The 12,773-nt window shown below is 44.1% G+C and carries 15 protein-coding genes; 3 read left to right on the top strand and 12 right to left on the bottom strand.

The genetic code is table 11. The annotated features are described in order from the left end of the window. Positions 1 to 17: 17 nt before the first annotated feature. Both LRR81_RS04400 and trhA read left to right on the top strand, forming a co-directional pair. On the top strand, positions 18 to 2,066 hold the full coding sequence (locus tag LRR81_RS04400; RefSeq protein WP_231788067.1) for a sigma 54-interacting transcriptional regulator: 2,049 nt from the start codon (positions 18 to 20) through the stop codon (positions 2,064 to 2,066). Position 2,067: 1 nt separating this feature from the next. After that, a complete protein-coding gene (gene trhA / locus LRR81_RS04395; protein ID WP_231788066.1) occupies positions 2,068 to 2,715 on the top strand; it encodes a PAQR family membrane homeostasis protein TrhA in 648 nt (215 codons plus the stop codon). A 35-nt stretch (positions 2,716 to 2,750) separates the two neighbouring features. On the opposite strand, the gene LRR81_RS04390 is transcribed toward trhA, so the two are convergent. Continuing rightward, the gene (locus tag LRR81_RS04390) at positions 2,751 to 3,236 is read right to left on the bottom strand and encodes a dihydrofolate reductase (protein ID WP_231788065.1); all 486 of its coding nucleotides are present in this window, start codon (positions 3,234 to 3,236) and stop codon (positions 2,751 to 2,753) included. Continuing rightward, positions 3,233 to 4,027, bottom strand: a complete 795-nt coding sequence (locus LRR81_RS04385) for a thymidylate synthase (protein ID WP_231788064.1) — start codon at positions 4,025 to 4,027, stop codon at positions 3,233 to 3,235. Before LRR81_RS04385 ends, LRR81_RS04390 begins: the two co-directional genes overlap by 4 nt. 167 nt (positions 4,028 to 4,194) lie before the next feature. Here LRR81_RS04385 and LRR81_RS04380 point away from each other — a divergent pair, with 167 nt between their 5' ends. Beyond that, positions 4,195 to 4,335, top strand: coding sequence for a hypothetical protein (locus LRR81_RS04380; RefSeq protein ID WP_231788063.1), 141 nt, complete (start codon positions 4,195 to 4,197; stop codon positions 4,333 to 4,335). Positions 4,336 to 4,562: 227 nt separating this feature from the next. On the opposite strand, the gene LRR81_RS04375 is transcribed toward LRR81_RS04380, so the two are convergent. The 10 genes from LRR81_RS04375 to LRR81_RS04330 all read right to left on the bottom strand — a co-directional run bounded on the left by LRR81_RS04375 (position 4,563) and on the right by LRR81_RS04330 (position 12,773). Beyond that, positions 4,563 to 5,342 carry a TerC family protein gene (locus tag LRR81_RS04375; RefSeq protein WP_231788062.1) on the bottom strand — a complete coding sequence of 260 codons (780 nt, stop codon included), beginning with the start codon at positions 5,340 to 5,342 and terminating at the stop codon, positions 4,563 to 4,565. Positions 5,343 to 5,443: 101 nt separating this feature from the next. Then, positions 5,444 to 6,019 (bottom strand): YpjP family protein, encoded by a 576-nt coding sequence (locus LRR81_RS04370; protein ID WP_231788061.1) that lies wholly within the window; start codon positions 6,017 to 6,019, stop codon positions 5,444 to 5,446. Positions 6,020 to 6,308: 289 nt separating this feature from the next. Beyond that, the gene (locus LRR81_RS04365; RefSeq protein ID WP_231788060.1) at positions 6,309 to 6,437 is read right to left on the bottom strand and encodes a YuzL family protein; all 129 of its coding nucleotides are present in this window, start codon (positions 6,435 to 6,437) and stop codon (positions 6,309 to 6,311) included. Between the two features lie 37 nt (positions 6,438 to 6,474). Continuing rightward, positions 6,475 to 7,251 carry a class I SAM-dependent methyltransferase gene (locus LRR81_RS04360; RefSeq protein WP_231788059.1) on the bottom strand — a complete coding sequence of 259 codons (777 nt, stop codon included), beginning with the start codon at positions 7,249 to 7,251 and terminating at the stop codon, positions 6,475 to 6,477. An 80-nt stretch (positions 7,252 to 7,331) separates the two neighbouring features. Then, positions 7,332 to 7,766: a BrxA/BrxB family bacilliredoxin gene (locus tag LRR81_RS04355; protein ID WP_231788058.1), complete on the bottom strand. Its 435-nt coding sequence runs from the start codon at positions 7,764 to 7,766 to the stop codon at positions 7,332 to 7,334. Between the two features lie 70 nt (positions 7,767 to 7,836). After that, entirely contained in the window at positions 7,837 to 9,546 is a 1,710-nt protein-coding gene (gene ilvD / locus LRR81_RS04350; RefSeq protein ID WP_231788057.1) for a dihydroxy-acid dehydratase, read from the bottom strand. A 177-nt stretch (positions 9,547 to 9,723) separates the two neighbouring features. Next, positions 9,724 to 10,848 carry a conserved virulence factor C family protein gene (locus LRR81_RS04345; RefSeq protein ID WP_231788056.1) on the bottom strand — a complete coding sequence of 375 codons (1,125 nt, stop codon included), beginning with the start codon at positions 10,846 to 10,848 and terminating at the stop codon, positions 9,724 to 9,726. Between the two features lie 102 nt (positions 10,849 to 10,950). Next, the gene (locus LRR81_RS04340; protein ID WP_408631579.1) at positions 10,951 to 11,634 is read right to left on the bottom strand and encodes an HD domain-containing protein; all 684 of its coding nucleotides are present in this window, start codon (positions 11,632 to 11,634) and stop codon (positions 10,951 to 10,953) included. 110 nt (positions 11,635 to 11,744) lie between these two features. Further along, positions 11,745 to 12,242: a glutathione peroxidase gene (locus tag LRR81_RS04335; RefSeq protein ID WP_231788055.1), complete on the bottom strand. Its 498-nt coding sequence runs from the start codon at positions 12,240 to 12,242 to the stop codon at positions 11,745 to 11,747. A 30-nt stretch (positions 12,243 to 12,272) separates the two neighbouring features. After that, positions 12,273 to 12,773 carry a hypothetical protein gene (locus LRR81_RS04330; RefSeq protein WP_231788054.1) on the bottom strand — a complete coding sequence of 167 codons (501 nt, stop codon included), beginning with the start codon at positions 12,771 to 12,773 and terminating at the stop codon, positions 12,273 to 12,275.

The following is a 12,773-nucleotide window of genomic DNA, read 5'->3' as shown; positions in this document are numbered from 1 at the left end:
ATAATAGGAGATGGCATATGACCCTTCCCTTACTGACACTCATAACAGGAACCAACCAAACAAGACTTGAACTGCATAAACAGCTATCAACTATTCTTAACGGGCTGGTGCGCATTGAAAGCTCAGCAGCAGATGAAAGCAATCCAGAACCTGTAACCGCTGGGATTGTCTTATTTTCATCAGAAAGCTTGAGAAAAGAATACAGCCAACTTGCCAAAGACTGCAAAGCGGTCCTTACTGCACAAAGAACGCTGCATTATCAATCATTAGAAAAGCTTTTCAGGCTTCCACAGGGAGAAAAAATCCTTGTGGTGAATGATCACAACGAATCAGCAGCAGAGCTCGCAGACCTCTTGATCGAACTTGGTCTGAATCATCTTGAATATATTCCGTTCCATCCGAAAAACAAATATCATGATGATATCAAAACAGCGATTACCCCAGGTGAGGCGGCATATGTGCCTTCTTACATAAAAAACGTGACGGACATCGGGGTAAGGCTCATCGATCTTTCAACATTTATCCGCTTGCTGGAGCTGTTGGAGCTTGATGGCCTGACTGGAATTATTTCCTCCCGCTATGCTAAAAACCTGATAACTGTAGCCAAAAAGCTTCATGAAGCCGAATGCGAGGCTGAAAAAACAAGCCGGACACTTACTCACATTGTCGATCATGTGGATGAAGGAATTCTTGCAGCCGGCAAGGATGGCCGGCTGCTGCTTTTCAACAAACAGCTTGCCGAAATTCTCGGCTTAAAAAAAACGGCTGCTATCGGAGATTCTGCAGAGAACTATTTGCCTGTTGAAGTAGCTGATTTTATCTTTCACAGCACAATGGAGAAACAATTTTTTTCGCTTCACCAAAACGGATATGTGGTCACACGGACTTATCTTGAAGACGGGGGAGCCGTTGCCTCTTTTTCAAGTGTAAGCAAGGCGATCGAAACAGAGCACACAGCCCGAAAAGAAATTAAGCAAAACGGCTTTATCGCGAAATACACATTTGATGATATTATTGGAAACCATCCAAAAATGCTTGATGCCAGAACCATTGCGGGTAAACTTGCCGGAAGTCTCCATCCCATTTTAATTCAGGGACCGACCGGATCAGGAAAAGAGCTTTTTGCCCAGGCGATTCACCTGGCTTCTGCCTGCAGCAAAGGCCCTTTTGTTGCGGTGAACTGCTCGGCGTTCTCCCCCACCCTTTTGGAAAGCGAGCTTTTCGGCTATGAGGAAGCTGCTTTTACAGGTGCCAGAAAAGGCGGGAAAAAGGGCATTTTTGAACAGGCTGACGGCGGAACAATTTTCCTGGATGAGATCGGCGATATTCCCCGCGAACTTCAGGCAGCTCTTTTAAGGGTTCTGGAAGAACAAGAGGTCCGAAGAGTCGGAGGCTCAAAGATTATTCCAGTTAAAACAAGAATCATCGCTGCAACCAACAGCGACTTGGCAAAATTAGCCCAGCAAGGATCTTTCCGTCCTGATCTTTATTACCGGCTTAACGTCCTGACGCTTATGGTTCCATCCCTTGATGAACGAAAGTCTGATATTCCGCTCCTTGTTCAGGCGTTTTTAAATCAATCCGGCAAAAAGGTCAGAATGGATGATGCTGTTATTAAAGCGCTGAGCGCCATAGAATGGAAGGGAAACGTGCGCGAGCTGAAAAATGCGGTTGACTACATGCTTACTGTTTATGACGGGGTGAGCATTCAGCTTCATGACCTGCCGCAAACATATATCTCCAAGGGAAAAGAAAAAAAAGCAAAGCCGCAAAATGAAATAGAGCTCACGGTGATGGATAAAAGAGAATTTCATTTTATTCTTGATACGATTAAAGATTGCAACGAAACCGGCGAGCCTGCAAGCAGAAGAATTGTAGCCGAAAAAAGCAAGGATTCAAGCACACCATTATCGAATCAGCAGGTTAGACACAGGCTTGATTTTCTTGAAAAACACCATTATGTGGCAAAGGGCAGAGGAAGAGCAGGAACGAAAATTACTTCTGAAGGAATGGATTTTCTTCATTCCCTTTCTGTTAACCTGCAAGCCATACAAAGGAGTGAATAATATGGAATATACATTAAAAGAAGAAATTGTGAACGCCATTACTCATGGAATCGGCGTTTTGCTCAGTATACCGGCGCTTGTCATGCTGATTATTCAGTCTGTGAAATACGGGGACGCGATAGATGTTGCCGGGTTTACCATCTTTGGCGTGTCTATGCTTCTTTTATATTTGTTCTCAACATTGCTCCACAGCATTCAGCATAAGAAAACAAAAAATGTATTTGAAATTCTGGACCACTCAGCCATTTACCTTTTAATTGCCGGGACCTATACACCGCTATTGCTTGGACCTTTAAGAGGAACGCTTGGATGGACGCTGCTCGGAATTGTCTGGGGACTGACACTGGCCGGGATCATTTTTAAAATTTATTTTGTCAAACGGTTTGTCGTCCTTTCCACTCTATTGTATCTGGCTATGGGCTGGATGATTCTGATAGCAGTAAAGCCGCTGTATGACGGGTTGTCCATGAACGGTTTTATGCTGCTTCTTATCGGAGGCATTCTCTACTCCGTCGGTTCTATCTTTTATGTTTGGAGGAAAATTCCCTTTCACCATGCGATCTGGCATGGATTCGTTTTAGCCGGCAGTGCAGCAATGTTCTTTTGCATTCTTTACTTTGCTCTCGATGCCGCTCCAATGCTTCACTGATACAAAAAAACAGGCCGAATCAGCGGCCTGTTTTTTTATGCTTTCTTATAGACTAAAAACTCGTAGTCGTAAGGATTTTTTTCGTTTCTTTCCCCTTTTACCCGCGAAATTACTTCCCAATCGCTCATGTCCATCTCTGGAAAACGGCGATCGCCTTCAAATGCATGATGAATTTCCGTAATATAAAGCTTTTGGCAATATGGCAGGAACAGGCGGAAAATTTCTTCACCGCCGATGACAAAAATTTCTTCCTCTTTTCCCATCGCCTCTTGGCCGAATAATGCAGGGGAATCAATAACTTTTACTCCCTCTCTCTGAAAATCGCCATTTCTTGTGACAACCAGGTTTTCTCTTCCTGGAAGAGGCCTTCCCATTGATTCAAACGTTTTGCGCCCCATCACAATTTTGTGCCCCATCGTAATCCTTTTAAAATAAGCCAGATCAGCCGGCAGGCGCCACGGAAGATCGTTATTTTTCCCAATCACCCTGTTTTCGTCCATAGCAAGCAAAAAAGAGATCATACACTAACCTTCCCTGCTATGTGCGGATGGGGATCATAGTCTTCGAGTGTAAAATCTTCATATGTAAAATCAAAGAGCGAAGTGACATTATGATTCAGCTTCATAACTGGCAATTTTTTTGGTTCTCTTTCCAGCTGCAGCTTTACCTGTTCTACATGGTTTTTATAGATGTGAACATCTCCAAACGAATGGATAAATTCTCCCGGCTGAAGACCTGATACCTGTGCTGCCATCAGAGTTAAAAGCGCATAAGAGGCGATGTTGAACGGCACCCCCAAAAAGACATCAGCTGATCGCTGATAAAGCTGGCAGGAGAGCTTCCCGTCTGATACGTAAAATTGAAACAAGCAGTGGCACGGCGGCAGAGCCATGTCCTCTGCATCAGCGGGATTCCAGGCAGTTACAAGCAGTCTTCTAGAATCTGGGCTTGTTTTGATCTTTTCTATTACCTCTTTAAGCTGGTCAACGGTTTTACCGTTTGCCCCTTCCCATGAACGCCACTGATGGCCGTAAACTGGTCCCAGTTCGCCGTTTTCATCTGCCCATTCATTCCAGATCCTCACTCCATTATCCTGGAGGTACTTTACATTGGTATCTCCTGCAATAAACCAAAGCAGTTCATGGATAATGGATTTCAGGTGCAGTTTTTTTGTTGTGACAAGCGGGAATCCTTCGCTTAAATCAAACCGCATTTGATATCCGAACGAGCTGATGGTCCCAGTGCCTGTCCGGTCTTCTTTTAATGAGCCATTCTCAAGAATGTGCCGGCAAAGATCAAGATATTGCTTCATTTCCTCACGCCTTTCCGTTTATTCATTTTTCTATTGTATCAAACCAGTATAGAAAAATCCCTTTTTGTCGAGTATAAAGAAAAGAATCAAACCTGTGCACTCCTGAATAGAATAATAATGGCACACCATACAACAATCAACAGCAGAAAGTGTGATAGAGGATGCCTATGAAAGAAAAATACCAGCAGCTCAGCAGTGAAGAATGGGAAGAATACTTTTCCAATACAAGCAGAATTGAATTTCTTGTTATTGACGGGCTGATTACAGCCGGGTTGATTGCGGCATTTGTTTTTGTCGGGCATTTTTAAAATTCCATTGTAATGAAAAAAGCTTGCCGGATTGTAACCGGCAAGCTTTTTTGTTTTAGGTTCTGTTAAATTTGGCTGTTGATTTCCGTTTCAGGCGTCCGCGCCTCCTCGGCGCCTTAGCGCCTGCGGGGTCTCACCTGTCCCGCTTCTCCCGCAGGAGTCTCCCGCCTGCCACTCCAATCAACAGGTGTGAAAAATTCAATTTTCCTCTTTAACAGAGCCTTGTTTTAAGGATTGGATCTTTTTTCCTGTTTACCGGAACTCTTCATTTTGTTCACAATAAATGTTCCGCCGAACATCACAATAAGGATGATAAAGAAAACAGCGTGCGGAATTTCAATACCCGCGACAGACAGCGCCATTTTAATTGCAATGATGGCAATCAAAAGATAAGCTGTTGTTTCCAGTTCCGGCACTTTTTCGATCAGTTTTAAGAACAGACCGGCCACTCCGCGCATCATGAGAACGCCGAGCATTCCACCGATGAGCAGAACCCAGATCTTCTCGCTCACACCAAAGGCAGCAAGCACACTATCAACAGAAAAGGCGATATCCATCAGTTCAACAGAAACGACAGTACCCCAAAATGTGCCGAACATTCTGGTCAGGAGGCCTTTCTTCGAAAGCTTTGCTTCCTCTTCAGGATCTTCCCCTTCTTCACCTTTACGTTTATCGATAAAATACTTAATGGACAGCCAGGCGAGATAAGCTGCGCCAAGTATCTTTACCCATGAAAGCTGAATCAGATAAACTCCTATTCCGATGGCGATGAAACGGAACAAATAAGCTCCGATCAGACCATAGAAAAGGGCTTTTTTTCTTTTTTCCGGCGGAAGCGGCTTAACCATAACAGCGAGAACAAGCGCGTTATCCGCTGATAATAGCCCTTCCAGTATAACCAGTGTTCCTATCAATCCCCAGTTAACCGGGTTAGACAATGCTTCGACCCACATATGCCCGTTGAAAAACTGGGAATAAGTATGAAGAATTCCTTCAAAAAAACCCAAAAAACATCCTCCTCCTAAAATAACACTATCACCTATTATACTTGTTTGAGAAAAATCTGTTAAGCTTTATGCAAAAAGAAAAATGCTATTTTCATAGCATTTCATTGAAGCATTTGTCCGCCGTTCATCCACCCAGGCGGTGTGTTTTTATCCCAATAAATACTTCCGAGTTCATGATGGGCCTGAAATCCATCATTTTCGGTATGATAATGAAAATTAAACCAATAGCCGTTCTTCGGAGGATGGTCAATTCTTACATGAAACCTGATCATGTCTTCCCCTGTTTCAGTGTCATAAATATGGAATATTTTTTCGCTTTTTCCCTTGCCGGGTTTTTTTGATATAGCAATATTGGTTTTGTTAGCAGAAAGAAGGGTTTCTTCTATTGCCTCTTCTATTTTGGGCAGAATGATTGCTCTGAATTCCGCATCAATGACAGGTCCGACTTTGCCCCCGAATTTCAAATAGGACTGTTCATCCGCCTGCCTGTATAATCGGTGCAAATCCTCTTCCGTCCACTCATATTCCGATTCCCGAAAGGAAGCATCATCTTCCTGGATGACAGAAGAATGTTCTGTATGCGCTTCCTTTGCAAGTAGGGCTTGGGGAGGAGCGACCAGCCCTAAGGTAAAGATGGAAAACAGAATAACCAGCATTTTTCGAAGCTGTGCGCTCATTTCAGCTCCTCCTCTCACCTTTTTTAATTTCATATTACCATATAAGAGAGGACAAACATGGCAGAACATCAAATATTTTGTGAAGAATTTTAAAGACACCTCTTTTCCTCTGCTATAGAAAGAGGGTACAATAAATAGAGAAATGACTGAAAATTCCAGCAAAAGAGGTGGCGAAATGTATCATGCGCTCCTGGCAGGCGCCAGCATTCTGACTCTTGTTTATTTTATTTATATGGAAATGACAGATTAAAAAACGGATCTGCCCGCACTTGCCGGCAGATCCGTTTTTTTATTTCCGTTTTTGCTTATTCAATGAAGATGATCTTTTTGCGCCTTCTTCAGAAGCTGTTGTGCCCTGTCCTTCTACATTGGGAGAACCGAGGGCAGATTTTGAAGGATCGCTTTTTCCTTTTGGCATGTTCTTCACCACCTCTTCCTGAGATAGTTTCTGTTTTTCATTGCAAGTCTATAACACCATAGTGGAATTTCGCTGATTTTCTCTTCAGCTGCCGGAAGCCGAGCTCAGCAAATCTTCCGCTTCTAAAATGATCTTTCAGAACTACCCTTTCCTTCGCAGCTTTCTTTGCAAGCTCAACACTTTCTATTAATAATGGGGCATAGCTCGCTAGCGGCTTTAATGGAGAGAAGTTTGAGGACTCAAGAATTTCCTCTTCAAACATAGGATCAAAGTAAATAACATCATATTGGCCGCTGCTGCAGGATTTCAGGAAATCCAGATGATGACAGTTAACCGTCTCCACTCTTCTCATTGCCTTGTCCAATTCTTCAAGGCCTGATTCGTATCCTGAAAGGCCTGCTGCTGTGAGAAACGCCACAATGGAATTTTCCTCAATGCCTGTTACTTTGCCTCTGTCTCCTGCTGCAAAGCTTGCTGTCATGCTGTCAGCGCCAAGCCCCATTGTACAATCCAAAAGTTTTGTCCCGCTCTTAATCCCGCACGCCTCAATAAATGGATCGGCTTCGCCTCTCAACAGCCGCTTCACCCGGAACATTGCGCTGTTCGGATGAAAAAAGAGAGGTTCCTCACTTCCTGGCGTATGGCATTCTATTCTTTTCTTTCCTGCAACAATGACCGGCGTGCGGTATTTCTCCATCATTTCATTGAGCGGCTGCTTTTTTCGTTCGATGAAAGGAATGTTCAGACTATTAGCGATGCGCTTTGCTTCTGCTTTTCCCTCCGTATCCGTTCTTCCTCCTGTGGTAAAGATCATTCGGTATCCTCCTGCAGGCGATTCATTCAGCGCCTGAAAAAGGATGCCCCAAAAGGGACATCCAATGTTTTTTTAAATTTTCAGCAATGGGCTTGAAAGGCATTTAAAAGGCCTTCCATAATATTTTCCATAGAATTCCCTTCAATGTCATGGCGGGGAACAAAATGCGCGACTTTTCCATCTTTCAATACCGCCATTGAAGGAGAAGATGGTTCATATCCTTCAAAGTATTCTCTCATTTTTGCCGTTGCTTCCTTATCCTGTCCGGCAAAGACCGTTACGAGCTGATCCGGTTTATGATCTGTATGCATGACAGCCTGAACTGCAGCTGGCCTTGCAAGCCCTGCAGCACACCCGCAGACAGAATTAACGACAACAAACGCTGTTCCTTTTGCGCCCTCTATAAACGATTCCACTTCTTCCGGTGATGTCAGTTCTGTAAAATCAGCCCTTGTGAGTTCTTCTCTCATCGGCTTTACAATCTGCTTCATATATTCTTCATATGCCATTGACATAGCAGTAATTCCCTCCTATTGATGCTTCTGTATAGAAAGAATACTACAGTTCAAAAGCAGTGGCAAATGATTAACGCACCTTTTGCGGTTCGCCTGCTTCTGTAAAGTCATCTGTTACTGCACCTCTTGAAGCACAGGAAACGGTTCTCGCATACTTGCCGAGCACGCCCCGTTTTATCAGCTCAGGCGCTCTCCACGCTCTTCTTCTTTCTTCGAGCACTTCATCTGATACATGAACACTCAGCAGTCTTTTTTCACTGTCAACTGTGACAACATCTCCTGTTTCAATAAGAGCAATTGGACCGCCTGACTGGGCTTCAGGAGCAATATGGCCGACGACAAGGCCGTGCGTGCCTCCTGAAAACCGGCCATCTGTCAGCAGCGCCACTGTTTCGCCGAGCCCTTTTCCTACAAGAATGCCGGACAGGGAAAGCATTTCCGGCATTCCAGGGCCGCCTTTTGGCCCTTCATAACGGATCACAATCACATCGCCATCCTTCACCTGCCCGCTGAGCACTGCTTCTGTAGCCTCCGGCTCGCTGTCAAATACCTTTGCAGGCCCTGTCAGAGAGGTTGATTTTAATCCAGATACTTTCGCTACTGCGCCGTCCGGAGCCAGATTCCCCTTTAAGATCACAAGCGGACCTTCTTTTCTAAAAGGTTCCGCAGGGTCAACAATAACTTTTTGCCCTTCAGTAAAGCCTTTTTCATTTTCCAGGTTCTCTGCAACCGTTTTTCCGGTGACAGTCAGGCAGTCCCCATGAAGATAGCCGTGTTCAAGCAGAAGCTTCATTACAGCCGGGATGCCGCCTGCTTCATGCAGATCCTGCATGACATATTTCCCGCTCGGTTTCAGATCAGCGATATGAGGCACTTTTTTTTGAATCCGTTCAAAATCATCCAATGTTAAATCTACGTCAATGGCATGGGCAATCGCCAATAAATGCAGGATGGCATTTGTTGAACCGCCTAAGGCCATGACAATTGAAATACTGTTTTCAAATGCTTTTTTCGTCATAATGTCTTTCGGATAAATATCGCTTTCCAAAAGATGATAAACAGCACGTCCGGCATCATAGCAGTCTTCCAGCTTCCGCTCTGACTGAGCTGGATTGGAGGAGCTTCCCGGAAGGCTCATCCCCATGGCTTCAATGGCAGATGCCATTGTATTAGCTGTATACATGCCGCCGCAGGATCCTGCACCTGGACAGGCATGGCATTCTATTTGATGCAGCTCATCCCTGCCGATATCTTCCTTATTGTATTTTCCAACCCCTTCAAACGCTGAAACAATATCAATATCTTTCCCATCGAGCTTGCCAGGCTGAATGGTTCCTCCATAGACAAAGAGGGAAGGAATCTCTGATCTTGCTATCGCGATCATACAGCCAGGCATATTTTTGTCACAGCCGCCGATCGCCACATACGCATCCAAATTTTCTGCACCGGCAACTGTTTCAATTGAATCGGCAATAACTTCCCTGCTCGGCAAAGAATAACGCATTCCAGGCGTGCCCATTGAAATCCCGTCTGAAACAGTAATCGTGTTAAAAATCATTCCTGCACCGCCAGCATCCTTAATGCCGGCCTTTGCTCTTCTTGCGAGTTCATCAATATGTATATTGCAGGGTGTTACTTCGCTCCAGGTGCTGGCAACTCCAATCATCGGCTTTAAAAAATCCTCATCCTGGAACCCTGTTGCCCGAAGCATCGCTCTATTCGGCACGCGTGTTGCTCCTTCACTTATCGCTTTGCTTCGAATTCTCAAATCCTTTGCCATCGCAATCCCTCCAAAAATGATTATTGTATACTACTATAGAGCTTTCTTTTTTATTTTTCAATAATATTCTAAACATTTGGATTATACAGAATATATGAAAACCCTTACAAACCTGGCTATTTGATCATGAAAAAAGAGGCCTGTTTTGCGGCAGCACCGCTAAAACAAGCCTCTTGGTTATATGTTTCTTTGTCTGCTTTCTGTCATTTGCTTCCACACAGAGCCTTTTGCTTCTTCGCCTCCCTGAATCCGTTCAATGGCCATCTTTACCTGAAGGCTTACTTCAAATTCAGGGTCATCTTCTGCTTCCTTCAATGCTGCAAGAGACTGATCTGTTCCTGTTTCATATAGGAACATGGCGGCCCGCCATCTTACAAGCTTGCTTGAGTCTTTTAATGCATCCATCATTGCCTTTTCTGCTTCTTCAAAACCAAGATCAGACAGACAGTCTCCTGCCGTTCTTCTCACAGTAACTGATTTGTCAGTGAGCGCCTTATATAAATAAGGAAGAACAGCCTGATCTTCAATCATTCCGAGATAGACGGCAGCAAGCCTTCTGATGCTGGCTTTTTCATCATCAAGGGCTTTGTTAAGAATGGGGAGGCTGTTAAGGTCAGGCTCCATCTGATCCATATGGGCATAGCGGGTTCTCCAGTCAGGCTCGTCCAGCATTTCCAAAGATACCGGATAGGCGCTTCTTGGTTTTGGCATCCCGGATTCTTTTTCCGTCTGTTTAGATGCAAGTCTTTTCAGGCGTTCAGGACTGTATGCTGCTGAAATTTCTTCCGCCACATCTTTCCCTATTTCATCAAAGTCACCGTACCGGACACCCTGCTCTTTCCATTCTCTGTTCAGCACAACATTGGCAGACTGATTCTGCAAGTCTAAGATAGCCTGCTGAAAGCGTTCAGCAAGCGGGTATCTTCGCTCTTCTTCACTGTCTGACAGCTTAATCTGCATAGGGATGCCGTTAAAAAATTGGATAAATACCCTTATTTCCCCAAATCCATCCAGCATGCCGGCGCCTGATTCTGCTTCATGCTCATCTTCGCCAAAGCAGTTCCTGACTTTAGGCAGAATTTCCTTCCAGTCAAATTTTGCATTTCTTTCTACTGCCAGAAAATCCGCCACATGGTAAACGCCTTTTACCCCGTCAATCGCTAAAATGGAGCCGATTATTTCAGGAGCTTCTTCCCTCTGATCTTTTTTATAATTGCTGCTCTTACCGGCAGGAAGCTCTTCATCCAAAAGAATTTTCATCGTATTCGGGCTTGGTGTAGGCTCAATTGACACGATCTTCATTTTCATCACCTGCATTAAAGTATATTTTGGTCCATTGCTTTCATTCCATCTATCTCCTTATATCTTAGCATAGGATGGCACACAGGACGAATGATGCTCCTTTTACTCCTTGTGGGTGATATTGCCTGCTTCCTTCCATTCTTTATAAAACTGATCTAGAAATGTGAGCATGAAAGCATGCCGCTCCTCAGCCATTACTTTAGCGGCATCCGTATTCATCAAGCTTTTCAGCTTGAGCAGTTTTTCATAAAAATGGCTGATGGCAGTTGAGGGCTGCAGCCTGTATTCTTCCTTCGTCATATTCTCCCGCGGCACACTTTCTTCAGCGTGGAGAGAGTGGCCTTTTGACCCTGCATACAAAAAAGCCCGCGCGGTTCCAATAGCCCCAATGGCGTCCAGCCTGTCAGCATCCTGCACAATTCTTCCTTCCAGTGTCAGAGGGACAGATGCTCCTGTGCCTTTAAAGGAAATGGTGCTGAGAATACGGCAAACATGGTCATTTGCCTGTTCTGTTACATTCAGTTCTTTCAGCCAGAGAGCTATTTCTGACAGGGAAAGGGACCTGTCCTGGCTCATTTTTTCATCGGGCAGATCATGCAGCAAAGCGGCAAGCTCCGCAATTTCTCTATCGGCTCCCTCTTCTTTTGCAAGAAGAATGGCTAGATTCCTCACCCTGTCAATATGATGCCAATCATGTCCGCTCTCTTCCTGCCAGAGTCTTTCTTTCACTTGCCGTTCAACTGTTAGAATGATTTCCTTCATCATGCTGCCTGCTCCTCTTTTCATCTTTTCTTTTCCTTTATATTGAAACACTCACTTTTTAAAAAGGCTCTGTTAACATTGGTATAGCCAAAAGAAAAAGAAGCACTAAGGCTTCTTAATTAACGGCTGACTTTTTAGCGGATTGCCGGATTTTCCAGCAGCAGCTGTTCAATCTGTGTTTCTATGTCCAGCGGGTTTGTGTTGGGCGAAAACCTTTCAATAGGTTCTCCGTCCTTGCTGATCAGAAACTTTGTGAAGTTCCATTTGATTCCTTTAAGGCCAAGCATCCCGGGAAGCTGTTCTGTTAAATAAACAAATAGCGGATGGGCGTTTTCTCCATTAACGTCAACTTTGGAAAACATTTTAAAGGAAACTCCATAGTTTTTCTGGCAAAAGCTCAAAATTTCATCCTCTGCTGCAGGATCCTGGTTCATAAATTGGTTGCATGGAAATCCCAATATCTCAAAACCTTCGCCTGCATGTTTTTCATACAGCTCCTGTAGCTGCTTGAACTGAGGTGTAAAGCCGCATTTGCTTGCTGTATTAACGATTAAAAGCACTTTTCCCTTGTATTCTGAAAGTGATTCAACTGTACCGTCAATTGTTTTGGCTTCAAAATCATAGATTGTCATTTCCTGCCTCCTCTGCTTCTGCAAGCTGGTTTATTTTTCAAGAGTAACTAATGCAAACCTAACCATTTTTTCTAAATCCTCTGCATTGTCCTCATTAATAAGCCTGCCAAAATCCAGCTTTATTAAATGAGATTTTTGGATTTTTCCGGCTGGGGTCTTCTCTATGGAAATCTGATGAGAAATGGAAACCTCGTCTCCCCAAATTTCTCTGATTCTCTGTTCCTCAGGCATGCCTTCTTCTGAAAGAGCCTCCTGATAAGTAAAGAGTAAAAATATTCGGCATCCAGTGTGAACGGCCAGACCGTTCCATTCTTTCTGCATGGCTTCATTCGCCATTGATAATTCAAATTCGACAGCTTGTTCACTTTTCCCTTTATTCCCTGAAAATTTGATCCTGTACTGTCTCGACATATCTGCAAGGTTTACAAGATCTTTTCGTTCCTGAACCACCAAGTCGCCGTTTAAATCTAAATCATACACTGCTCCTTCAAGAAGCACTTTCAGGTTATCAAAAATAGTTGGATCAAACAT

The organism is Metabacillus kandeliae, assembly GCF_021166585.1.
In the GTDB taxonomy this organism is placed as follows: Bacteria; Bacillota; Bacilli; order Bacillales; family Bacillaceae; genus Metabacillus_B; species Metabacillus_B kandeliae.
Note: the sequence above shows the minus strand (reverse complement) of the source record. Positions and strands in the feature narration are given on the sequence as shown.

Excerpts from the sequence above, each read along its gene's own strand:
- LRR81_RS04335 (WP_231788055.1), bottom strand. The coding sequence starts at position 12,242 with ATGACAATCTATGATTTTGAAGCCAAAACAATTGACGGTACAGTTGAA.
- LRR81_RS04330 (WP_231788054.1), bottom strand. The coding sequence starts at position 12,773 with ATGTTTGATCCAACTATTTTTGATAACCTGAAAGTGCTTCTTGAAGGA.
- LRR81_RS04385 (WP_231788064.1), bottom strand. The coding sequence starts at position 4,027 with ATGAAGCAATATCTTGATCTTTGCCGGCACATTCTTGAGAATGGCTCA.
- LRR81_RS04345 (WP_231788056.1), bottom strand. The coding sequence starts at position 10,848 with ATGAAGATCGTGTCAATTGAGCCTACACCAAGCCCGAATACGATGAAA.
- LRR81_RS04400 (WP_231788067.1), top strand. The coding sequence starts at position 18 with ATGACCCTTCCCTTACTGACACTCATAACAGGAACCAACCAAACAAGA.
- LRR81_RS04390 (WP_231788065.1), bottom strand. The coding sequence starts at position 3,236 with ATGATCTCTTTTTTGCTTGCTATGGACGAAAACAGGGTGATTGGGAAA.
- LRR81_RS04360 (WP_231788059.1), bottom strand. The coding sequence starts at position 7,251 with ATGATCTTTACCACAGGAGGAAGAACGGATACGGAGGGAAAAGCAGAA.
- LRR81_RS04370 (WP_231788061.1), bottom strand. The coding sequence starts at position 6,019 with ATGAGCGCACAGCTTCGAAAAATGCTGGTTATTCTGTTTTCCATCTTT.
- LRR81_RS04355 (WP_231788058.1), bottom strand. The coding sequence starts at position 7,766 with ATGTCAATGGCATATGAAGAATATATGAAGCAGATTGTAAAGCCGATG.
- ilvD (WP_231788057.1), bottom strand. The coding sequence starts at position 9,546 with ATGGCAAAGGATTTGAGAATTCGAAGCAAAGCGATAAGTGAAGGAGCA.
- trhA (WP_231788066.1), top strand. The coding sequence starts at position 2,068 with ATGGAATATACATTAAAAGAAGAAATTGTGAACGCCATTACTCATGGA.
- LRR81_RS04340 (WP_408631579.1), bottom strand. The coding sequence starts at position 11,634 with ATGAAAAGAGGAGCAGGCAGCATGATGAAGGAAATCATTCTAACAGTT.
- LRR81_RS04380 (WP_231788063.1), top strand. The coding sequence starts at position 4,195 with ATGAAAGAAAAATACCAGCAGCTCAGCAGTGAAGAATGGGAAGAATAC.
- LRR81_RS04365 (WP_231788060.1), bottom strand. The coding sequence starts at position 6,437 with ATGCCAAAAGGAAAAAGCGATCCTTCAAAATCTGCCCTCGGTTCTCCC.